Source organism: Paracoccus sp. SSK6, from assembly GCF_039770665.1.
Classification (GTDB): domain Bacteria; phylum Pseudomonadota; class Alphaproteobacteria; order Rhodobacterales; family Rhodobacteraceae; genus Paracoccus.
Map to the genome: position 1 here is coordinate 33,723 of NZ_JBDPNJ010000001.1, position 20,089 is coordinate 53,811.

The window sequence follows — 20,089 nt, forward strand, 5'->3', positions numbered from 1 at the left end:
AAGGGTTCCTGCCGCGACGGACGACCGACAAATATTAGTCCGCGCTTCGTTGCGGGAACCGACCCGAAGCCAGCCTGTTGAAGACAGAGACCGTTTCTTCTTGCAAAGGATGCCGTTCATGAGCGTTGCCCTTGTCACCGGCGCCTCGTCGGGGATCGGATACGAACTGGCCCGGCTCTGCGTTGCCGACGGGCATGACACCATCGTCGTCGCAGACGAAGCCGCCATCCACGCCGCCGCCGGCGAACTGGGTGCCCGCCCGGTTCAGGCCGACCTGGCAACCCCGGAAGGGGCGGCGGCCGTGCTGGCGGCCTTGGGGGGCGAGGGCGTGGATCTGCTGTTCCTGAACGCGGGCACCGGGCTGGGCCACAGCTTCCTGGAACAGGATCTGGCAGGCATCGAGCGTGTCGTGACGACCAATATCCTGGGCGTCCTGCGGCTGGCCCATCCCCTAGGGCAACGGATGGTCGCGCGTGGCCAGGGGCGCATCCTGATCACCGGATCCATCGCGGGCTTCATGCCGGGCAGCTATCAGGCGGTCTACAACGCCTCGAAGGCGTTTCTGGACAACTTCTCGGTCGCCTTGGCCGAGGAGTTGAAGGACACGGGCGTCACCGTGACCTGCCTGATGCCGGGCCCGACCGACACCCGGTTCTTCGAACGCGCCGGGATGCTGGACACGCCGGTCGGGCAGGGGCCGAAGGACGATCCGAAGATGGTGGCCGAATACGGCTATCGCGCCATGCTGGAGGGGACGGCGCAGGCCACGCCCGGCCTCAAGAACAAGGCGCAAGCCACGGTGGCCGAAATCCTGCCGGCCGAGATGGTCGCCAGGATGCACAGCAAGATGGCCAAGCCCAACGACGAATAAGGAGCATTCATGGCACAGGACAACAAGGATCGCGGACGCGCCCAGGACCGGCGCAAGGTCGCGGGCGGCCAGAACCACGAGGTCCGCTACGAGGCCGAGAAGATGGGCGTGTCCCGCGACGAGGTCCGCGACGCGGTCCGGACCGAGGGCAACAGCCGCGACAAGGTCGAAAGGAAGCTGAGGGAGGAGTGACCGGGCTGAAGGGGGTGCGGCCAGGATGTGCCGATATGACACCTGCGCTGCCTTCAGCTTGGCGAAGGCCGTCGCCTTCGCCAAGTGACTTCATAGCCACCCATGCTGCCGGGCTTCAGAAGCCCGGCCGGCGCCCGCCCCGCCCCGCCCTCGGCGGGCGCCGGCCTACCGTGGGCTTGAGCGGCACCGTTTCTGGTGGCGCCTTCACACGCGGGCGAGGAAACGCATGCGTTTCCTGATCCCGCCCAGTCAGGGACGCTGATCCACCTACTGTTTCTTCGGGATGATGCTGATGCCGCCGCTGGCCTCGACCAAGGCGGTGGGATTGCCGTCCAGGACCGAGGCCGCGCATGGAAAGGGGACTTGGCATAGGCCAGCACCCATCCGTGGCAAACAGCGTCAGGATCAGGATCGCCACAGCAGCAGGACGAAATCGAAGGGCGTCCTCTGCGCCAGCATCCGGCGGCCGGACAGGCGCATCGGTCAGCAGGAAAACATGGATGGCGGTGCCTTGAATAACCGAATCCATGGCTTCCTCAGGGTATAACGATCAGGGTGATGCGGCGGGTTTTCGCCTTTGACCGTCCTGTCGAAGCTGATCCACCCGAAATGCAGGGCCTGCAGGTCGATCCTGACCTGATGCGGGCAGGGCCGGCGGTGGGGAAGGTCATCGCCTGCGCGCCTTGCGTCAGAAGGGCCTGGTCCGGTTCGGGCTGGATCCGTTCGATCGAGAAACGGTCGAAGAAGGGCTGGAAGATGCGGAACTGGTGGCTGTCAGCCGGAGTGTCGAAGATGACCGTCCCCTTGTCCGTGCCTTCCCAGCGGGACACGCGCGGCATCTCGGCGCGGGCATGGGCGAACTGGACGGCCCGCCTGTGGAAGACGCCCCCGTTGCCGGTCAGGCTGGAATCGTCAGCGGCATGACCGTCCCAAAGCTCCACCAGGCGATGCGCTGGATCCGCCAATAGCGCCCATGGCGTTCGCGCGGTTCGTCAAGCTGCAGCCCGTCGGGACGTATCTGGGGATCGTCAGTCTTGCCCCCTGCCTCATGGTCGCCTTCGCAAGAACCTGCTTCCACGACAGAAGCACCCTGAGAAGCCAATGATCCGCAGGAAATCAGGGCTGCCGATCCTGTCCGATTTCCGGGGGGGCGTTATGAACCTCGGCCGCGTGCCACAGGTTGCGGCCAAGGAAGATCACAAGGATGATGGCGGCAAGGATCGCCACCGCCGCTACGCCCGCGCGGCCCAGCCGCCGGGGGCCGGGCCTGGGCGCGCGGCCCGTCATGACCAGACCCCGATCACGACAAGGCCCAGATGGCGCCAAGAATGACCAGCAGGATCATCGCGACCGGCCAGACCAGCACCTGCCAGGCCAGCCGGTTGCGCACGGGCGCCGTGGCGCGGACGTAATCGGTATCCGACGGTTCCCCCGCAGCCCCGGCGGATCGGTCGATGGGACCGGCTTCGGTTGTCTTTTCGCCGTCTTCATTGGTGGCGGGCATGATCCTAATGTCCCCCTGCGGGCGCAGAGCCGGGCGTCAGGACCACCTTGGTCCATTCGTCCTGCTTGCCGTGGAAGTTCTTGTATCCCGTCGGCGCATCTTCCAGGGACAGGCGGTGAGAGATCAGGAAGGTCGTGTCGATCTCTCCCTCCAGGATGCGGTGCAGCAGTTCCTTGGTGTATTTCTGCACATGGGTCTGGCCGGTGCGGATCTGCAGGCCCTTCTCCATCAGCGCGCCGATCGGGAACTTGTCGGCCAGGCCGCCGTAGACGCCGGGGATCGACACGCGCCCGCCCTTCCTGACCGCCATCAGCGCCATCCGCAGGGCATGGACATTGTCGGCCCCGATCCCCACCCGCTGCTTCAGCGCATCCATCAGGGCGTCGGGCGCGAAGCCGTGGCTTTCCATGCCCACGGCGTCGATCACCGCGTCGGGGCCGATGCCGCCGGTCATCTCCATCAGGGCTTCCAGAACATGGGTCTGCTTGAAGTCGATGACCTTGGCGCCAAGGCCCCGCGCCAGTTCCAGGCGGTGCGGGTAGTGGTCGATGGCGATCACCTGGCCCGCACCCATCAGCAGCGCGGACTGGATCGCGAACAGCCCGACCGGCCCGCAGCCCCAGACGGCCACGTTGTCGCCGGGCCGGATGTCGGCGTTTTCCGCGGCCATCCAGCCGGTGGGCAGGATGTCGGACAGAAACAGCACCTCCTCGTCCGACGGGCCCTCGGGGATGACGATGGGGCCGACATCGGAAAAGGGCACGCGCACATATTCCGCCTGCCCGCCCGGATAGCCGCCGGTCATGTGCGAATAGCCGAAAAGCCCGCTCATCGGGTGGCCGTAAAGCAGTTCCGAGGCTTCCTGCTTTTCCACCGGGTTCGAGTTGTCGCAGGCCGAGAACTGCTGCTGCTGGCAGAAGAAGCAGGCCCCGCAGGAGATGGTGAAGGGCACCACCACCCGGTCGCCCTTTTTCAGCGTCGATTTCGGGCCCGTATCCACCACCCGACCCATGAATTCATGGCCCAGGATGTCGCCCGGCGCCAGGCCGGGGATCACCGCGTCGTAAAGATGCAGATCCGATCCGCAGATGGCCGTCGCCGTCACCTCGATGATCGCGTCGCGGGGGTTGACGATCTGCGGGTCGGGAACGGTGTCCACGCGAACGTCGTGCTTGCCATGCCAGGTCAGTGCGCGCATCAGCTTGCCTTCTTTTGTTGATCGGGCCGGTTGTCCGACGTTGCAATCTCGCCGGTCTCGACCAGCATCTTCAGCCGCTTCAGTTCCTGCTTGCCGCGCATCTTCGGATCCGCGCCGCGCAGGGCGTTGGCCCATCGCCCGACGATGCCCATCTGCGGGCGCCAGGCGATATGCGCCTCGACCTCGGTGCCGCGCCCGGCGGGGGCGTCGCGCAGCTGGACCTTGGCCTCGATGTCGATATCGGCGCCTTCCACGGACCGCCAGGCCAAGGCCTCGTTCTCGCGGTCCTCGACCAGGCGGGTTTCCACGGCGAACCGGCCGGCAGGGCCGTCGATCACCCAGGTCACCTGATCGCCGCTGACCTGCACGCCGGACAGATCCTGCATGAAGTCGGCCAGGCGGTCCGGGTCGCGCCACATCTGATAGATCTGCGAACGCGGCGCATTGATGGTGACGGTGCGGCCCGCGACCTGATAGCCGCCGAAACTGGACCGGCGCGCGGTGCGGCCGGGCGCGCTGTCGGGCGGGCGCCTGGGACTGGATTTCAGGATGGCGCTTGCCGCAAAGCCCGCGCCCACCGTCAGGGCAATCACGGCGGCGGCAAGGGGCAGGTCTGTCTGACGACGGGACATCGAGGTCTCCTGGTATTGCGGCGGCCGCCCGGGGGACGACCGCCATCGCCGCTCAGCGCGACTTCTGGTAAAGCTTGGACGCGATCTCGAACATTTCCTCGGGCGCGTAGTCCGGGGTGAAGGCCGAGGGCACGCCGGTCAGGTCATGGATCTTGCCGCCCTCGGGCATGCCGTCCACGACCTCCAGTTCGCCCGGCGGGTCGTCGGGCAGGGCGGTTTCCCCGCCGCCGCCCCAGATGCCGCGCATTTCCTCGTAGTCGCTGGGGCTGAAGGTATAAAGGCGGCGGTGCGATCCTTCGGCCAGGTATTTCTGGCATTCCGGGATGTTGCCCAAGGGGATGTTCGGCGTGGGCAGGAACTTGTCCAGATCGACGCCCGTCAGCTTCTTCAGCGCCAGGGCATAAGCATGGGCATGGACCGATCCGCGCACCAGCAGGTATCCGCAGACCTCGCGCCCGGTGATGTTGGCGTCCGTCAGCGATTCATAGACCCGCAGCTTGTGCAGCCGCGCGCCGCATTCCAGGTGGAAGTTGTGCAACAGGTCCACGATCACGTTGCCGGTGGTCGTCACCATGTCCGCGTTCCAGGACATCGAGTTCGAATTGACCGGAACCGCGCCCCCCGCATGGCTGTAGAACGAGGCGGCCGAGCGGATGTCCTTCATCTCCTCGAAGGGTGCGTTCGAGATGTCACCGCCGAATTGCTCGTCCCCACCGGGCTTGTCCGGCCCGTTGGCCAGCATGGCCACGCCGTTCGAGACCAGTTCGACATGGCCCAGTTCCTCGGCCGTGATGGCCGCGACCAGGCTGTAGAAGGGGCGCAGTTTCGATTTGCTGCGGAAATTGAAGCTTTGGAACATGTAGTTCCCCAGCGTGGACATCTCGCCATACTTGCCGCCCAGCAATTCCTGCAGGGCAGCGGCGGCGTTCGGATCCTGTCGTTTGGGGGCGGGCAGTTCGACTTGCAACTTATCGACGCGCAGGAACATGGCGTTCTCCGGGTTTCTGGATGCGTCTGGAAAACCCGAATTCCGCCAAAGCGTTCCCCTGCGGCCGCAACAATAAAGATTAATCCCGCCATGGCGCAGGATCGGGACCGCGCCGTGGCAGGCCCGTTTCGCAGATATGTCAAGGTGAAAGGGACCGCCGCAGGGTGATCCTTCCGGGCGGAACAGGGGCGCGCGCAGACAGCCGGGCAGGCAGCCGGGACGGGCCGGAACCTATGCCCTGCCGCCGCATTCATAAGGACGATCCGGGCAGATCCCCTGGCCGAAGCGACGATCAAAGGTGGCCATGCCCGACCCTTCCCCCATCTGCATCGAGGCCTTGGCCCTTCTTCGCGGGCTGGGGCCGGAAGACAGGGTGCTGCATGTGGCCCGCGACGAACGCAGGGCGGCGGCGCTGGCCCTGTTCCTGCGGGACGTTCTGCCGGGGCGGCGCGTGCTTTTCCTGCCGCCCTGGGATTGCCTGCCGTTCGACAGGGCCTCGCCCACGCCCGACGCGATGGGCCGCCGCATGGCCGTCCTGCGCAAGCTGCGGGCTCCGCAGCCGGGCGACCTGGTGGTGACGCCGCTTTCCGCGCTTCTGCAGCGCCTGCCGCCCCCGCAGGCGCTGCGCAGCTTTCCGATCCGCCTGGGCCAGCCGCTGGACGTGGCGGCCCTGGAAGGCTTTGCCCGCGAGGCCGGATATGCTGCCGACGACCGCGTGGACGAACCGGGCGAGATCGCCATCCGTGGCGGCACGATCGAGGTCTTTGCCGGGGGCGATGCGCGCCCCTGCCGGATTGAAATATCGGATGGCACGGTGACCTCGTTGCGCTGTTTCGACCCGGCCACCCAGCGTTCCACCGCCGAGATCGAGGCGCTGGACATCATCCCCGTCACGGAACTGCCCCATGCCGACGATCCTTGGGAACGCGGGGCCGAACACCGGCTGCCCAAGGCCTGGGACGCGCTGACGATCCTGCCCGACCACATGGCGGGCGCCCGCATCACCGCGCTGCCCGCCACCTTGGAGGCAGCGGACCGGCGTCTGGCCCGGCTGGAGGAGGCGCGTGCGGAAGCCGAGGCCGATGGCGCCTTTCCGCTGCCCGTGGACGCGCTCTATCTGGGGGCGCAGGACTGGGCGGATCTGGCGTCGCGCATCGACCCGCTGTCCCCGCCGGAGGGAAGCGCCGTCCCGGCCTTTGCCGCCGCCGCCCGCCCGCGCGCCCGGCTTGCGCGGTTCCTGGCCGATGACGGCATGGCGGGGCGGCGGGTGATCTTCGTGGCCGGTTCCAGGGCCGAACGGGCGCGCATCACGCGCATGGTCGGGCAGGCCGATGGCCGCCCGCCCGAACAGGCCGCCAGCTGGGCCGAGTGCGAGAGCCATGACCGCGCCGTTCTTCTGGCCGATCTGGCGGAAGGGGCGGTGACCGGGGATCTGGTCGTCATCACCGCGCAGGATCTTCTGGGCAGCCGGGCCGCACCCCTGGACGGGCGCCTTACCCCCCTGTCGGCCCTGCCGTCCCCCGGCTTCGCCCTGGGCGATGTCGTGGTGCACGAGGATCATGGCCTGGCCCGGCTGGAAGGGCTGGAGGCCCTGGACCCTGACCGTCCGGGGACGGAGGCCATCCGCCTGACCTTTGCCCGCGACGAACGCCTGATGGTTCCCACCCATGACGCGGGCCGCATCTGGCGCTATGGCACGGCCGAGACGGGCGCAAGGCTTGACCGCCTGCGCGGCACGGCCTGGGCGCAGCGCCGCAAAGCCACCGCCGATGCGCTGGCGACGCTGGCCGATCATCTTGTGGCGCTGACCCGCGCGCGCGAGGCGGCGGAGGCGCCGAAGCTGGTCCCACCCGCCCGCGATTACGAACGCTTCATCGCCCGCTTTCCCTTCCAGCCGACGCCCGACCAGGCCGAGGCGATCCGCGCCGTGCTGTCCGACATGGCCTCGGGGCGGCCGATGGACCGGCTGGTGATCGGCGACGTGGGCTTCGGCAAGACCGAGATCGCGCTACGCGCCGCCGCCGCAGCGGTCCTGAGCGGCTGCCAGGTGGCCGTCTGCGCGCCGACCACCGTTCTGGCGCGCCAGCATTATGAGACCTTCCGCCGCCGCTTCGCCCCCCTGGGGATCGCCGTGGGGCACCTGTCGCGGCTGGTCACCGGAAAGCCCGCCACCGCTGTCCGCGGGGGCCTTGCCGACGGGTCGGTCCGTATCGCCGTCGGCACCCATGCGCTGCTTGGCAAGACCGTCCGCTTCGAGAACCTCGGGCTGCTGGTCATCGACGAGGAACAGCGCTTCGGCGCCGCGCAGAAGGAAAGGCTGCGGAGCCTGGGCAAGGCCATGCACGTCCTGTCGATGAGTGCCACGCCCATTCCCCGCACCTTGCAGACGGCTCTGGTCGGGTTGCAGGATCTCAGCTATCTGCGCACGCCGCCCGCCCGCCGCCGCCCCGTCCGCACGGTGATCGGCACCGAGGACGACGCCACGCTGCGCCAGGCCCTGCTGCGCGAAAGGCGGCGCGGCGGCCAGAGCTTCGTCGTCGTTCCCCGCGTCGAGGACATCGCGCCGGTGGCCGAACGCCTGGAACGCCTGCTTCCCGACCTGCATCTGCAGGTCGCCCATGGCGGGTTGTCCGCCCGCGAGATCGACGAAACCATGGTGGGCTTTGCCGGGGGCCAGGGCGACGTGCTGCTGGCGACCGGCATCATCGAGAGCGGCCTGGACGTGGCGCGGGCCAACACGATGGTGATCCTGCGCCCGGCGCTGTTCGGGCTGGCGCAGCTTCACCAGCTTCGGGGCCGGGTCGGGCGCGGCCCCGCGCAGGCCTATTGCCATCTTCTGACAGCCGGGGGCGAGGATCTGGCCGAGGACGCGCGACGGCGCCTGGGAACGCTGCAGGCGATGGACCGGCTGGGCGCGGGGATGGCCATCAGCGCCGCCGACCTGGACCGGCGCGGCGCGGGCGACCTGCTGGGTGACAAGCAGGCCGGCCATGTCGAGCGGGTGGGCCTGGGCCTTTATCAGGAGATGCTGGCAACTGCCCTGCGGCGCGCCAAGGGGGAAGCCGAATCCCCGCCGCCCCCGCAGGTTCCGGGCGAGCCGGGCCATATCCCCGCCGACTACATCCCCGAGCCGGAAATCCGCATCGACCTCTATCACCGCATCGCGCGGGCTGCCACCTCGGACGACGTGGCGCGGCTGGCCGACGAGATCGCGGACCGCTTCGGCGCCCCGCCGCCGCCGGTGGACACGCTGTTGCGCGCGGCCCAGGTGCGCGTTCTGGCCGGACGGCTGGGGGTGGCGAGCCTCAGCCTGGGGCCCGAGGGGGTGGCGCTCGATTTCCGCGAGGGGGTGGACATGCGGGACTATGCGCCGCTGGTCTCCGGCCTGGATGCGCTGACCTGCGAGGACAGGCGACTGGCCTTGCATGATGCAGGCCCCGAGGACCGGCTGGATGTCGCAAGCGACCTGCTGGAGCGGATGGCCTGACGGATGCCCGGGCCGGACGCGTCAGGTGTCGGCCCGGCAGCCATGGAAACCGATGGCGGGCCTGGGGGGGATGGGCTATGCCTTGGCGGGAAAGACGCCTGACCCGCCTGCAAGAAAAGGGACGCCATGCCTGCCTTTCGCCTGGATGACCTGACGCCCGAACTGCCGCCCTCCTGCTGGATCGCCCCCGGCGCCGCCGTGATCGGCAATGTCCGCCTGGGCGAGAATGTGGGCGTCTGGTTCGGCGCGGTCCTGCGCGGCGACAAGGCCCCCATCGACATCGGCGCGCGCAGCAACATCCAGGACATGGTGATGATCCATGCCGATCCCGGCTTTCCCACTGCCATCGGCGAGGGTTGCACCATCGGCCACCGTGCCATCGTCCATGGCTGCACCATCGGCGACAACAGCCTGGTCGGCATGGGCGCGGTGATCCTGAACGGGGCGCGCATCGGCAGCAACTGCCTGATCGGGGCGGGGGCCATCGTGACCGAGGGAAAGGAGATCCCCGACGGATCGCTGGTGATCGGCGCCCCCGGCAAGGTCGCGCGCGCGCTGACCGAGGAGCAGATCGAGGGATTGCGCCGATCGGCCCGGGGCTATGTCGAAAACGCCCGCCGCTTTGCCCAAGGGCTGCAGGTGCGTGGCTGACTTTGCCCGTGGCTGATAGCGGCCCTGGGCCGTAGCAGGGTTCCCCAAGGCCCGCGCGCACCAGAAGGCCAGAGGCGACGAGGTCGGCTCGGGCACCCAGCCGTTGCCGGAAATCACGACAGCCTCTCCGGGCACGCCGGTGGCGCGCCGCTCCGGGTCGAAGCGGTCGAGCGCCGCCCGGAAGATGGGACCGGCATCGGCGGGGCTCTGGGCGCGGCAAGGGGATATGATCCCCAACGGCGCAGGCCTCGGCTGGTTTCATGCCGCGTGCCATCGCTTTGTCGGGGTCGCCGGGGGAACAAATCCGGCCCAGTCTTGTTTCGACTTCCCTGCCTTCGACTATGGCAACAGCAAGGGAGCTTTCCATGGCGGAAGAACGAGAAAAGGCCGACAAGGTGAATGACAAGGGGCGGCGGGACGGCGCAGAGCCGGGAATCCTGCCCGACGGTGTGCGGGGTACGACGCGCGATACCGGCCACACCATCCCCAAGGACGAGCATGAGGGCTATGAAGACCCGACAAGGCCCGCCTTTGGCGAGAAAAACCCTCGGCTCTGAGCAGGGCGGCGCCTGTTCTTCTGCCGCCTTGCCTGCCTTCATGGTCCATGAAGGGGTTGGGCCGCACGCGGCCCTTCCGCAGGCGATGCCGGGAAGGCTGGCCCTGGCATCCAGGGCTCCGGGTCGGGCGGCCTGAACCCGGCTCGGCCGGATGGGGAGAGATCGGCAATGCGAGTGACGGGCGAAGACCGCCGGGATGTCGCGGAGATCGCGCGGCGGCACGGCTTCAGCGTGGAAGCGGCAAGGGCGATGCTGTCCTCGCTGGTGCGGGGGCATGGCACGCAGGCGCAGTTCGATCATCCCGAATTCGGCGGCATGGGCCAGTGGTCGGGCGGCATGCTGATGGTCGGCGACATGTTCAACACCGGGCTGAAGGCCCGCGTCGAAGCCCTGATCCGGGATCTGGCGGGTCTGGCAGCGGCTGCGCCGCGCCACCAACCTGCGGATACCCCGGCTTGGCCAAGCGGTCTGGGCACGCCCTCCTCCAGCGGATCGCAGGGGGACATGCGCTATGCGGTCTTTCCCGAAGCGCGCCGCCTGGCGGTGATGCGGAAGGGGCAGATGTTTCTGTACGATACCGGGGATCATCGGATCGGTGGCGTGTCCCAGCAGCAGGGCGGCGCTTCCCTGCAATTCACCAGCCAGCATGGGCCGGTATCGCTGGACAGCCTGACACGGGTGGATCTTGCGGGCCCCGGTAAGCCGCCTGAAGGCGAGCCTGCGCCCCCCGCCGCGACAGGAACCGCGATCCCTGCCGCCATCGAGCAGCTTCACGGGCTGCTGTCGCGGGGCATCCTGACCCAGGCCGAATTCGACGCCAAGAAGGCGGACTTGCTGAGCCGTCTTTAGCAGGCGGCAAGGCCGCCCGACACAAGCCCGGCTTTAGGCAATCATCCTGCCCCGGTCCTTCATCGCCCCCAGGAAATTGTCGATTTCACGCAGGCGGTGTTCGGGATCGGTGATTTCTTCATCCACTCCCAACTGCCAGGCAAGAGCGCGCCGGTGAGGCTGGCACCAAGACCTCAAGCCGCTGCGGGGCTGTCCAGCGCGGCCTCGGATTCGGCAAGGCCCTGCCCCAAAGGTCCACCGCCTTTCGCCGCAGGGAGGCCGCGATGTCCGGCAGGGTGATTTCGGGATGATACTGCGCGCCCCGGAAGACCCCGTTGCCATGCCGGATCTCGGCGGCCGCGACGGCGGTCTCGCGGTTGCGGGCCAGAAGGGTCGCGCCCGGTGGCAAGGCCGTCACGACGCTTGAATGCATGGCGGGGGCCATCCGGGACGGGGGCGACCCTGCAGCACCGGACCGGCCGCAGCCTTGGTGCCGCCCGCTCGCGGCCCGGTCCTGCCCGCCGCCACGGCGGTGATCTGCAGCCCGGCACAGGATCCGAAGGAGGGCGTTCCCGTCTGAAAGACAACGGCCATGAAGCGCAGGGCCGCGCGTGCCTCGGGCCTGTCCTCGTGCATCTGGATGGGCGATCCCGGAAAGACGATGCCGTCGAAGCCGCACAGGTCTTCGACCGCCGGGGGCTCGCCTTCGATGCAGGACACGCTTTCGATCGTCGTGCCGGGGCGCAGGCCTTTCGAAAGGGTCAGGCCGGGCATGACGGGCGGGAAAGGCGATTTGTCCGGGCCGCCATCACATTCCAGCCTTGGCTTGCGCCCTTCCCCCCGGCGGGGCACAGTATAGGGGCCAATGGTGGAGGATCGGATGACCCGTGCAACCTTGACGCTTGTGCTGCTTCTGGGCAGCGCCGCCGCAGCGCTTGCCCAGCAGGCGACCGATGCCGTGGCGCCCGAGGCGGCGACCGAGACCGCGACGCCCGCCGACAGCTTCGGCCCGCTGACCGACGCCGCGCGCGCGGCGCTTGCGGCCAAGGCCGAGGGCAAGGCGGTCACCGGCCAGAACTGGATGATCACCGCCGCCAACCCCCTTGCGGTCGAGGCAGGGGCGAAGGTTCTGGCGGCGGGCGGCAGCGCGGCCGATGCCATGATCGCCGTTCAGGCCGTCCTCGGTCTGGTCGAGCCGCAAAGCTCGGGCCTGGGCGGCGGGGCCTTTCTGGTCTGGTATGATGCGGAAACCGGCGAGCTGACAACACTTGACGGGCGTGAAACCGCGCCGCTGGCCGCCACGCCGACGCTGTTCCTGAAAGACGACGGCCAGCCGATGGAATTCATGGAGGCCGTGGTCGGCGGCCGGTCGGTGGGCATCCCCGGCACGCCCGCGCTGCTGGAGGCCGCGCATCGCCGCTGGGGCAAGGCCAACTGGTCGGGGCTGTTCGACGACGCCATCCGGCTGGCGGAAGGGGGCTTCACCGTCTCGCCCCGGCTGGCAGGCCTGGTGGCGGAGGAAGGCGATGCGCTGCAAACCGAGGCCGCGACGACCGCCTATTTCTTCCCCGGCGGCCAGGGGGTCGCGGCGGGTGCGACCCTGACGAACCCGGCCTATGCCGCCACCCTGCGCAAGCTGGCATCCGAGGGCGCCGACGGGTTCTATCAGGGCGCAGTGGCCGAAGGCATCGTCGCCGCCGTGCGCGGGGCGAAGAATCCTGGCCTGCTGTCGATGCAGGATCTGGCCGCCTATCGGGTGATCGAACGCCCTGCCGTCTGCGTGGAATACCGTGCCCATGACGTTTGCGGCATGGGGCCGCCATCGTCCGGCGGGCTGACCGTGGGGCAGATCCTGGGGATGCTGGGCGGATACGACCTGGCCGCGCTGGGGGCGGAAAACCCGGAAAGCTGGCGGCTGATCGGCGACGCCTCGCGCCTGGCCTTTGCCGACCGGGGCCGCTTCATGGCCGACAGCGACCATGTGCCGATGCCGACCGAAGGCCTGATCGATCCCGCCTATCTGGCGGAACGGGGCAAGCTGCTGTCGGGCGACGACAGCCTGCCCGAGGTCAGCGCCGGGGCGCCCGGCTGGTCCCATGCGGCGCTGTGGGGGCAGGATACGTCGCTGGAACTGCCATCGACCACGCATATCTCGATCGTGGACGGGGACGGCAATGCGCTGTCGATGACCACGACCATCGAGAACGGCTTCGGGTCGCGCGTGATGACGGGCGGCTTCCTGCTGAACAACGAACTGACCGATTTCAGCTTCGAAACCCATGACGCGGCGGGCTGGCCCATCGCCAATGCCTTGGCGCCGGGCAAGCGGCCCCGGTCGTCGATGGCGCCCACCATCGTGATGAAGGACGGCAAGCCCGCGATGGTGATCGGATCCCCCGGCGGCAGCCGCATCATCGGCTATGTCGCCCGCGCGATCATCGCGCATCTCGACTGGGGCATGGATATCCAGGCCGCCGTGGCCGCGCCCAACATCCTCAACCGCTTCGGCCCGATGGATGTCGAGGCGGGGCTTCCCGCCGCCCTGACCGAAGGCCTGACCGCCATGGGGTTTACGCTGAACGAAACCGACCTGACCTCGGGGCTGCAGGGCATCGTGATCGGCCCCGAGGGGCTGTCGGGCGGCGCCGATCCCCGAAGGGAAGGGATCGCCCTGGGGGGCTGAGGCAGGGCGCGCGTCCTGGCAGAACTACCGGATCCGCTCCAGCGTCCTGCGGCAGGGCTGGCCCTGGAAGAAGGTCCGAAGGATGCGGCCGAACACCGGCGGCGCATCCTCGACCGCCGCGAAAAGCGTGGCCGAGGACCGCAGCTTGGCGGCATCGACCGCTCCCATGATCGTCTCGGCCGGGACGTCGCCATGGGCCAGGATGGCCTCGCCGCAGGCCACAAGGCGCGGGCCGAGGACCGGGTGGGCCAGATAGCGGCGCGCCTCGTCCAGATCGGCGATGCCGTAATGGTATGACGCAGCCGACCGTCCCAGCCCGCGCAGTTGCGGAAAGATGAACCACATCCAATGGCTTTGCTTGCGGCCCTGCCTCAGTTCCGAAAGGGCCGTGGCATAGCTGTCGTCCTGCGCCGGAACAAACCGTTCCAGCGTATCGGCGTCGGGAGAGGGGGTGGAGGGAGCCATGGTTGTTCCTTGAAAATGATCGTCCGCCTTTCGTTTAGGACACGAGATGCTGGTCCCCGGCTGCCGCGATGCCTCCGGCCATGGCTGCGGCCAGATCCGCGCAGGCGGTGATCCCTTGGACAAAGGGCCGGTCATGCATCAGATAGGGGATCGAGCCAAGCCAGACACGCCCTTCGAAATCCTTCGGGCCGGTCAGGCTGTAATCCCCGGCAAGTTCGGGAACATCCTGGCCCGCCCGCAGCAAGGCATCGCGCAGCGACGGAAAGGCCAGATCCCCGGTGCCAAGCGGCTTTTGGCCGCGCGCGTCGATGAAGATGTCGAAGACATGGGTGGCCCCTTCGGTCTTGACCACCGTGCGGGTTTCCTCTCGGGTCAGGTCGTAATCCTCGCCCAGGGGCAGGACGGACAGGATGCGCGCGTCCCGCAGCGCCAGCAGGCGGCGGATGGATTCCGAAGGAACGGCGGCATAATTGTCCACAAAGACCTTCTTCAGCCCCGCGTCGAAACGGTCGCGGTCCGCGTCGGACAGATCCGCCACGACCGTCTCGACCTTTTCATGCATCCGCAGCAGGGCATAGCGCCAGGGAACGGTGATCCGCCCGGCCTTGTTGCGCTCGGCTTCCTCAAGGTTCTCGCGGGCCCAGCGAAACGGGTCGGCAGCCTGGCGGTCGGCGAAGTAGGCGGTGGCAAAGCTGTCGGCGTCCAGGCCGCCAAGGCCGATCCGGAGCGCATAGGCGGGATCGGCGCCCATGAGCTCGGCGCGGATCAGGTCGAAGATGGCGTCCAGGGGGTGGGGATGCGTGGCGCAGGCGACGACCGCCGCGTCGGTCAGCACGGCCAGCGGCTCGTAGGGGATCGGACAATAGAAATCCGCCTCGGGCAGGATGCCCGAGCGGGACATCAGCGTGATGCGAAGACCGGGATGCGCCACGTCAAAGCGCAACTCGCCCCCCTTGCGACGGAAGCGGCCGTGCTGGACAGCGACGGCCATGGCCGCGTCGATGGAACTGAGCGAGGTGCCCATGATCCCGACCGAGGTCGCCGGGATCTCTGCCGTGATCAGTCCCGACCAGGGGCTGGGGAAATAGCCGGGCTCGGCATCCTCGTCGTCGGGGAAGTCGTGGCCCGTCGCCAGGATCGCCTGATCGAAACGCATTTCACCCGTGCTGGTCCGCAGCCGCAGGCCATTCGCGTCGGGGATGATGTCGAGAACCTCGGTTCCCTCGCAAAGGGCGATCCGGTGGCCCTCAGTCCGGGCCGTTTCGATCAGCGACAGAAGCTGGTCGCGGAAATAGTCGCCCAGCAGCAATCTTGGCGTGAACTGCCGGTCATCCAGGTCGTCCGGATCAAGCCCATAGGCCGCCAGCTTCTGAGGGGGCTGATCCTCCAGCCAGTCAAGATAGGGGGTGACGACGGGGGGGATTTCGATGCTGGCGATATTGGCCAGCATCGACCTGCTGGCGTTTTCGGGCGAATAGGGCAGGCTATGGCCCGCCCTGCCAGCCTTTTCGAACAGGGTGACCGCCAAGGGCTCGCCGATCTCCAGAAGCTGCTGCAGGGAATAGATGCCGGTGGGGCCGGTGCCGACGATTGCAATGCGCCTGATCATGATGGACCAAGAAGGGTGTCGCAGTGAACGCGGGACAGGACGCAGGGTTCCGGTGACGCCGGGGCGCGGGGTTCGGACGCGATCATTCCCGGAAATGCCCGCCCGGTGTGCCTGGATGGCGATGCCGTCGAAGCCGCCCTGGCGCCCCCCGATCTGGGCGTGGGGGCGTTCAATCGGCCGAAGTCCAGATCGGCGTGACAGGGTGGGGCAAGGCATCGGCCGGTCTGCGACCCTGCCAATGCCTTGCCGGGACGAAGATTACTCCAGCCGTGCCCCGCCCTCGGCGGCGAACAGATGTAGCGAGCCCGGTCGCCAGACCAGCCGCAGGCTGTCGGACAGCGCGGCGTCAGAGGGCAGCGTCACCGTCAGCTTTTCTCCTCCGGTCCGGCCATGGACCAGCCGCTGCGCGCCCAGTTCCTCGACCGCGACCACCTCCATCTCGATGGGGCCGTCGGGGGCCAAGGTCAGATCCTCGGGGCGGATGCCGATGGTGGCGGCATGGGCGGTGCCGGGCAGATAGGGCACGGCGCGGCGGTTGATCAGGTTCATCGCGGGGCTGCCGATGAAGCCCGCAACGAAGGTCGATGCGGGCTTGCGGTAAACCTCCAGCGGCGTGCCGATCTGTTCGATGCGCCCGCCGTTCAGCACCACCAGCCGGTCGGCCAGCGTCATCGCCTCGAGCTGGTCGTGGGTGACATAGATCGAGGTGGTGCGCAGCCGTCGCTGCAATTCTTTGATCTCCAACCGCATGGTCACGCGCAGCTTGGCATCCAGGTTCGACAGCGGTTCGTCGAACAGGAAGGCCGCCGGTTCGCGCACGATGGCCCGGCCCATGGCGACGCGCTGCCGCTGACCGCCCGACAGGGCGCGCGGCTTGCGGTCCAGATAGGGGCCGATCTGCAGGATCTCGGCGGCTTCCGCCACGCGGCGGTCGATGTCCGCGCGGGGCGTGCCGCGGTTCTTCAGCCCGTAGGCCAGGTTCTGGCGCACCGACATATGCGGGTACAGCGCATAGTTCTGGAACACCATGGCGATGTCGCGGTCCGCGGGTTCCACGTCGTTGACCACGCGGTCGCCGATGCGGACCGTGCCTTCGCTGATCGATTCCAGCCCGGCGACCATGCGCAGCAGCGTGGACTTACCGCAGCCGGACGGGCCAACCAGCACGATGAATTCGCCATCCGCGATGTCGATGCTGACGCCGCCCACGGCGCGGGTGCCGCCCGCATAGACCTTGCCCACGGCGTCAAGGGTGATGGATGCCATTCTTCTTATTTCTCCGTCTCGACAAGGCCCTTGACGAACAGGCGCTGCATTCCGATCACCACCGCAACCGGGGGCAGCATCGCCAGCATGGCGGTGGCCATCACCAGATGCCATTGCGGCACGCCGTCCACCGCGTCGGCCATGCGCTTGATGCCCGCGACGATGGTGTAATGGTCGCTGCTGGTGGTGACCAGCAGGGGCCACAGGTACTGGTTCCAGCCATAGATAAACAGGATCACGAACAGCGCCGCGATGTTGGTCCGCGACAAGGGCAGCAGGATGTCGCGAAAGAACTTCATCGGGCCCGCGCCGTCGATGCGCGCGGCCTCGGTCAGTTCGTCGGGGATTGTCAGGAAGACCTGCCGGAACAGGAAGGTCGCGGTGGCCGATGCGATCAGCGGAATCGACAGCCCGGCATAGCTGTTCAGCAGGCCCAGGTTGGCCACCACCTGGAAGGTCGGTACGATCCGCACCTCGACCGGCAGCATCAGGGTGATGAAGATGCACCAGAAGGCCAGTTGCCGCAGCGGAAAGCGGAAATAGACGATGGCGAAGGCCGACAGGATGGAAATGGCGATCTTGCCGCAGGCGATCAGCAGCGCCATGATCAGGCTGTTCACCATCATCGTGCCCACCGGCGGCGTGCCGCTGGTGGATACCCCCGCCCCCAGCATCCGGCCATAGTTCTGGACCAGATCGGGGCCGGGCCACATCGGGATCGTGCCCGACATGAAGGCCGACGGCGGGTGGGTGGACGCGACAAAGGCCACCCAGACGGGCAGGGCGACCACGGCCACGCCCGCCATCAGGGTCAGATGCGCCAGAAGGTTCAGGCCGGGGCGGTTCTCGATCATCAATAGGCCACCTTCTTTTCGACATAGCGGAACTGGATCGCCGTCAGCGCGATCACGATCCCCATCAGGATCACCGACTGCGCCGCCGACGATCCCATGTTCTGCCCCACGAAGCCGTCGAAATAGACCTTGTAGACCAGGATGTTGGTGGCCTGCGCGGGGCCGCCCTCGGTCGTGGCGTCGATGACGCCGAATGTGTCGAACATGGCATAGACGATGTTCACGACCAGCAGGAAGAAGGTCGTGGGCGAGATCAGCGGCAGCGTGATGTCGAAGAACCGCTTGACCGGACCGGCCCCGTCGATGGCGGCGGCTTCGCGCAGGGAGGCGGGAACCGATTGCAGGCCCGCCACGAAGAACAGGAAGTTGTAGCTGATCTGCTTCCAGGCCGATGCGATCACCACAAGGATCATCGCGTCGGTTTTCGAGGTGATGTGGTTCCAGTCATGGCCCAGGGCGTCCAGCAGATAGGGCATGATGCCGATGGTGGGGTTGAAGATGAACCACCACAGGATCCCCGCCACCGCCGGGGCCACGGCATAGGGCCAGACCAGCAGCGTCGTATAGATGCTGGTCGAACGGATCATCCGGTCCACGGCCACCGCCAGCAGCAGCGAAAAGCCCATGGACAGCACCGTCACCGCGACGGCAAAGACCGCCGTGACCTGAAGCGAGTTCAGGTATTCCGGGCTGTTCAGCAGCGCCCTGAAGTTTGACAGGCCCACGAAGCTGGTGTTGATGCCGAAGGCGTCCTGGCGCAGGAAGCTTTGCCGGATCGCCTGGGCCGCGGGCCACAGGAAGAAGATGAAAGTGACCGCCAGTTGCGGCGCCAGCAGAAGCCAGGGCAGAAGCTGGTTTCGAAACAGCGTGCGCTTCATCGTCTTCCCCTTGTGGAAGGCGGGGCCGCGGCAAGGCGCGGCCCCAGGCCGGGTTTACTGGTTCTGCGCCTGGAATTCCTCGATCAGCGCATTGCCGCGCTGGACCACGGCGTCAAGCGCGCCCTGCGCGTCCTTGGACCCGGACAGCAGCTGCTCGAACTCCTCGTCGATGATGGCGCGGATCTGGACATAGTTGCCGAAGCGCAGGCCTTTGGAATTCTCGGTCGGCGGGTTCAGCGTGATCGACTGGATGCCGACCTCGGTTCCGGGGTTCTTGTCGTAGAAGCCCTGTTCCTTGCCCAGGTCATAGGCCGCCTGCGTGATCGGCAGATAGCCCGAGAACTGGTGCCAGTCGGCCTGAACCTCGGGGCTGGACAGGTATTCGAAGAACTTGGCCACGCCTTCGTATTCCGCGTCCGGCCTGCCCGACAGCACCCAGAGCGAGGCGCCCCCGATGATGGTGTTCTGCGGCGCGCCCTCGACATCGTCGTAATAGGGCAGCATCCCGTAGCCCACCTGGAAGTCCTTGGCGTTGGCCACGATGCCCGCGCGCCCGCCCGAGCTTTCCATGTAGATCGCGCATTCCTGGGAATAGAACAGCGGTGCTGCCGCATCGCCCGCGACCGGGCCGCCATACTTGAACAGCCCTTCATCGGCCCAGCGTTTCAGGTTGTCCCAATGCTTGACCTGCACCGGCCCGTTCAGCGACAGCCGCGCGTCCTGGCCCCCCAGGCCGTTTTCCAGCGTGCCGATGGGCTGGTTGTGCCAGGCGCTGAAATTCTCGGTCTGGATCCAGCTGATCCAGCGCGAGGTGAAGCCGCAGGTCGCAGCGCCCGATCCCCTGATCTTGTTCGAGAACTCCTCGACCTCGGCCCAGGTCTTGGGCGGGGTCTCGGGATCCAGCCCGGCCTTCTGGAACACGTCCTTGTTGTAATACAGGATCGGGGTCGAACTGTTGAAGGGCAGCGACAGCATCTTGCCTTCGGTGTCGCTGTAATAGCCGGTCACGGCGGGAAGATAGGCGGCGGGATCGAAGGTTTCGCCATGATCGGCCATCAGCTGGTGGACCGGGACGATGGCGCCCTGGGCGGCCATCATGGTGCCGGTGCCGACCTCGAAGACCTGGACGATGGCGGGCTGCTGCTTCGCGCGGAAGGCGGCGATCGCGGCGGTCATGGTTTCGGGATAGGTGCCCTTGTAGGACGGCACGATCCGGTATTCGTCCTGGCTTTCGTTGAAACCCTTGGTGATTTCCTCAAGCTTGGCGCCCAGTTCGCCCCCCATGGCGTGCCACCACTGGATTTCGGTCTGGGCGTTCGCCGCCGACAGCGACGCGATCAGCGCCAGCGCGGACGCCGTGAAAAGACGGTTCATGATGTTCCTCCCCTTCGGAGTTGCGGTTCGCGCCCGGGCCTAGCGGGCTTGG

At 67.5% G+C, this 20,089-nt stretch carries 20 protein-coding genes; 7 read left to right on the plus strand and 13 right to left on the minus strand.

Annotated elements, in window-relative coordinates; translation table 11 throughout:
* The first annotated feature begins 118 nt into the window (after positions 1-118).
* Together AAIL68_RS00135 and AAIL68_RS00140 are read left to right on the plus strand one after the other, a co-directional pair.
* Positions 119-871 (plus strand): SDR family NAD(P)-dependent oxidoreductase, encoded by a 753-nt coding sequence (locus tag AAIL68_RS00135; RefSeq protein WP_347137461.1) that lies wholly within the window; start codon positions 119-121, stop codon positions 869-871.
* A 9-nt stretch (positions 872-880) separates the two neighbouring features.
* Complete coding sequence (locus AAIL68_RS00140) at positions 881-1,063, plus strand: DUF3606 domain-containing protein (RefSeq protein ID WP_347137462.1); 183 nt, start codon at positions 881-883, stop codon at positions 1,061-1,063.
* Positions 1,064-1,599: 536 nt separating this feature from the next.
* On the opposite strand, the gene AAIL68_RS00145 is transcribed toward AAIL68_RS00140, so the two are convergent.
* From AAIL68_RS00145 to AAIL68_RS00170, 6 genes are all read right to left on the minus strand, one after another.
* Positions 1,600-2,028 carry a hypothetical protein gene (locus AAIL68_RS00145; protein ID WP_347137463.1) on the minus strand — a complete coding sequence of 143 codons (429 nt, stop codon included), beginning with the start codon at positions 2,026-2,028 and terminating at the stop codon, positions 1,600-1,602.
* A 151-nt stretch (positions 2,029-2,179) separates the two neighbouring features.
* On the minus strand, positions 2,180-2,350 hold the full coding sequence (locus tag AAIL68_RS00150) for a hypothetical protein (RefSeq protein ID WP_347137464.1): 171 nt from the start codon (positions 2,348-2,350) through the stop codon (positions 2,180-2,182).
* Positions 2,351-2,363: 13 nt separating this feature from the next.
* A complete protein-coding gene (locus tag AAIL68_RS00155) occupies positions 2,364-2,567 on the minus strand; it encodes a hypothetical protein (protein ID WP_347137465.1) in 204 nt (67 codons plus the stop codon).
* Positions 2,568-2,571: 4 nt separating this feature from the next.
* Positions 2,572-3,765 carry a zinc-dependent alcohol dehydrogenase gene (locus AAIL68_RS00160; protein ID WP_347137466.1) on the minus strand — a complete coding sequence of 398 codons (1,194 nt, stop codon included), beginning with the start codon at positions 3,763-3,765 and terminating at the stop codon, positions 2,572-2,574.
* Positions 3,765-4,397: an SRPBCC family protein gene (locus tag AAIL68_RS00165; protein ID WP_347137467.1), complete on the minus strand. Its 633-nt coding sequence runs from the start codon at positions 4,395-4,397 to the stop codon at positions 3,765-3,767. The genes AAIL68_RS00160 and AAIL68_RS00165 overlap by 1 nt, the downstream gene beginning before the upstream one ends.
* A 52-nt stretch (positions 4,398-4,449) precedes the next feature.
* On the minus strand, positions 4,450-5,385 hold the full coding sequence (locus tag AAIL68_RS00170) for a manganese catalase family protein (protein ID WP_347137468.1): 936 nt from the start codon (positions 5,383-5,385) through the stop codon (positions 4,450-4,452).
* Positions 5,386-5,689: 304 nt separating this feature from the next.
* Between AAIL68_RS00170 and AAIL68_RS00175 the strand changes: the two genes are divergently transcribed.
* The 4 genes from AAIL68_RS00175 to AAIL68_RS00190 all read left to right on the plus strand — a co-directional run bounded on the left by AAIL68_RS00175 (position 5,690) and on the right by AAIL68_RS00190 (position 10,929).
* Entirely contained in the window at positions 5,690-8,872 is a 3,183-nt protein-coding gene (locus AAIL68_RS00175) for a DEAD/DEAH box helicase (RefSeq protein WP_347137469.1), read from the plus strand.
* Positions 8,873-8,998: 126 nt separating this feature from the next.
* The gene (locus tag AAIL68_RS00180; protein ID WP_347137470.1) at positions 8,999-9,523 is read left to right on the plus strand and encodes a gamma carbonic anhydrase family protein; all 525 of its coding nucleotides are present in this window, start codon (positions 8,999-9,001) and stop codon (positions 9,521-9,523) included.
* A 365-nt stretch (positions 9,524-9,888) separates the two neighbouring features.
* A complete protein-coding gene (locus AAIL68_RS00185) occupies positions 9,889-10,080 on the plus strand; it encodes a hypothetical protein (RefSeq protein WP_347137471.1) in 192 nt (63 codons plus the stop codon).
* A gap of 168 nt (positions 10,081-10,248) precedes the next feature.
* Complete coding sequence (locus tag AAIL68_RS00190) at positions 10,249-10,929, plus strand: SHOCT domain-containing protein (RefSeq protein WP_347137472.1); 681 nt, start codon at positions 10,249-10,251, stop codon at positions 10,927-10,929.
* Positions 10,930-11,322: 393 nt separating this feature from the next.
* Here the strand turns inward: AAIL68_RS00190 and AAIL68_RS00195 are convergent, their stop codons facing one another.
* Positions 11,323-11,682 carry a hypothetical protein gene (locus AAIL68_RS00195; protein WP_347137473.1) on the minus strand — a complete coding sequence of 120 codons (360 nt, stop codon included), beginning with the start codon at positions 11,680-11,682 and terminating at the stop codon, positions 11,323-11,325.
* 106 nt (positions 11,683-11,788) lie between these two features.
* On the opposite strand from AAIL68_RS00195, the gene ggt reads away from it, so the two are divergent.
* Positions 11,789-13,591 (plus strand): gamma-glutamyltransferase, encoded by a 1,803-nt coding sequence (ggt, locus tag AAIL68_RS00200; protein WP_347137474.1) that lies wholly within the window; start codon positions 11,789-11,791, stop codon positions 13,589-13,591.
* A 24-nt stretch (positions 13,592-13,615) separates the two neighbouring features.
* On the opposite strand, the gene AAIL68_RS00205 is transcribed toward ggt, so the two are convergent.
* From AAIL68_RS00205 to ugpB, 6 genes are all read right to left on the minus strand, one after another.
* Entirely contained in the window at positions 13,616-14,056 is a 441-nt protein-coding gene (locus tag AAIL68_RS00205) for a DUF1810 domain-containing protein (RefSeq protein WP_347137475.1), read from the minus strand.
* 34 nt (positions 14,057-14,090) lie between these two features.
* A complete protein-coding gene (locus AAIL68_RS00210) occupies positions 14,091-15,665 on the minus strand; it encodes an FAD/NAD(P)-binding protein (RefSeq protein WP_347137476.1) in 1,575 nt (524 codons plus the stop codon).
* Between the two features lie 258 nt (positions 15,666-15,923).
* Positions 15,924-16,931, minus strand: a complete 1,008-nt coding sequence (locus AAIL68_RS00215; RefSeq protein ID WP_347137477.1) for a sn-glycerol-3-phosphate import ATP-binding protein UgpC — start codon at positions 16,929-16,931, stop codon at positions 15,924-15,926.
* Positions 16,932-16,936: 5 nt separating this feature from the next.
* Positions 16,937-17,785, minus strand: coding sequence for a sn-glycerol-3-phosphate ABC transporter permease UgpE (gene ugpE / locus AAIL68_RS00220; RefSeq protein ID WP_347137478.1), 849 nt, complete (start codon positions 17,783-17,785; stop codon positions 16,937-16,939).
* On the minus strand, positions 17,785-18,663 hold the full coding sequence (gene ugpA, locus AAIL68_RS00225) for a sn-glycerol-3-phosphate ABC transporter permease UgpA (protein WP_347137479.1): 879 nt from the start codon (positions 18,661-18,663) through the stop codon (positions 17,785-17,787). The genes ugpE and ugpA overlap by 1 nt, the downstream gene beginning before the upstream one ends.
* A gap of 54 nt (positions 18,664-18,717) precedes the next feature.
* Entirely contained in the window at positions 18,718-20,037 is a 1,320-nt protein-coding gene (gene ugpB, locus AAIL68_RS00230; RefSeq protein WP_347137480.1) for a sn-glycerol-3-phosphate ABC transporter substrate-binding protein UgpB, read from the minus strand.
* Between the last annotated feature and the right edge of the window lie 52 nt (positions 20,038-20,089).

Excerpts from the sequence above, each read along its gene's own strand:
- AAIL68_RS00135 (WP_347137461.1), top strand. The coding sequence starts at position 119 with ATGAGCGTTGCCCTTGTCACCGGCGCCTCGTCGGGGATCGGATACGAA.
- AAIL68_RS00140 (WP_347137462.1), top strand. The coding sequence starts at position 881 with ATGGCACAGGACAACAAGGATCGCGGACGCGCCCAGGACCGGCGCAAG.
- AAIL68_RS00150 (WP_347137464.1), bottom strand. The coding sequence starts at position 2,350 with ATGACGGGCCGCGCGCCCAGGCCCGGCCCCCGGCGGCTGGGCCGCGCG.
- AAIL68_RS00155 (WP_347137465.1), bottom strand. The coding sequence starts at position 2,567 with ATGCCCGCCACCAATGAAGACGGCGAAAAGACAACCGAAGCCGGTCCC.
- AAIL68_RS00160 (WP_347137466.1), bottom strand. The coding sequence starts at position 3,765 with ATGCGCGCACTGACCTGGCATGGCAAGCACGACGTTCGCGTGGACACC.
- AAIL68_RS00165 (WP_347137467.1), bottom strand. The coding sequence starts at position 4,397 with ATGTCCCGTCGTCAGACAGACCTGCCCCTTGCCGCCGCCGTGATTGCC.
- AAIL68_RS00170 (WP_347137468.1), bottom strand. The coding sequence starts at position 5,385 with ATGTTCCTGCGCGTCGATAAGTTGCAAGTCGAACTGCCCGCCCCCAAA.
- AAIL68_RS00175 (WP_347137469.1), top strand. The coding sequence starts at position 5,690 with ATGCCCGACCCTTCCCCCATCTGCATCGAGGCCTTGGCCCTTCTTCGC.
- AAIL68_RS00180 (WP_347137470.1), top strand. The coding sequence starts at position 8,999 with ATGCCTGCCTTTCGCCTGGATGACCTGACGCCCGAACTGCCGCCCTCC.
- AAIL68_RS00185 (WP_347137471.1), top strand. The coding sequence starts at position 9,889 with ATGGCGGAAGAACGAGAAAAGGCCGACAAGGTGAATGACAAGGGGCGG.
- AAIL68_RS00190 (WP_347137472.1), top strand. The coding sequence starts at position 10,249 with ATGCGAGTGACGGGCGAAGACCGCCGGGATGTCGCGGAGATCGCGCGG.
- AAIL68_RS00195 (WP_347137473.1), bottom strand. The coding sequence starts at position 11,682 with ATGCCCGGCCTGACCCTTTCGAAAGGCCTGCGCCCCGGCACGACGATC.
- ggt (WP_347137474.1), top strand. The coding sequence starts at position 11,789 with ATGACCCGTGCAACCTTGACGCTTGTGCTGCTTCTGGGCAGCGCCGCC.
- AAIL68_RS00205 (WP_347137475.1), bottom strand. The coding sequence starts at position 14,056 with ATGGCTCCCTCCACCCCCTCTCCCGACGCCGATACGCTGGAACGGTTT.
- AAIL68_RS00210 (WP_347137476.1), bottom strand. The coding sequence starts at position 15,665 with ATGATCAGGCGCATTGCAATCGTCGGCACCGGCCCCACCGGCATCTAT.
- AAIL68_RS00215 (WP_347137477.1), bottom strand. The coding sequence starts at position 16,931 with ATGGCATCCATCACCCTTGACGCCGTGGGCAAGGTCTATGCGGGCGGC.
- ugpE (WP_347137478.1), bottom strand. The coding sequence starts at position 17,785 with ATGATCGAGAACCGCCCCGGCCTGAACCTTCTGGCGCATCTGACCCTG.
- ugpA (WP_347137479.1), bottom strand. The coding sequence starts at position 18,663 with ATGAAGCGCACGCTGTTTCGAAACCAGCTTCTGCCCTGGCTTCTGCTG.
- ugpB (WP_347137480.1), bottom strand. The coding sequence starts at position 20,037 with ATGAACCGTCTTTTCACGGCGTCCGCGCTGGCGCTGATCGCGTCGCTG.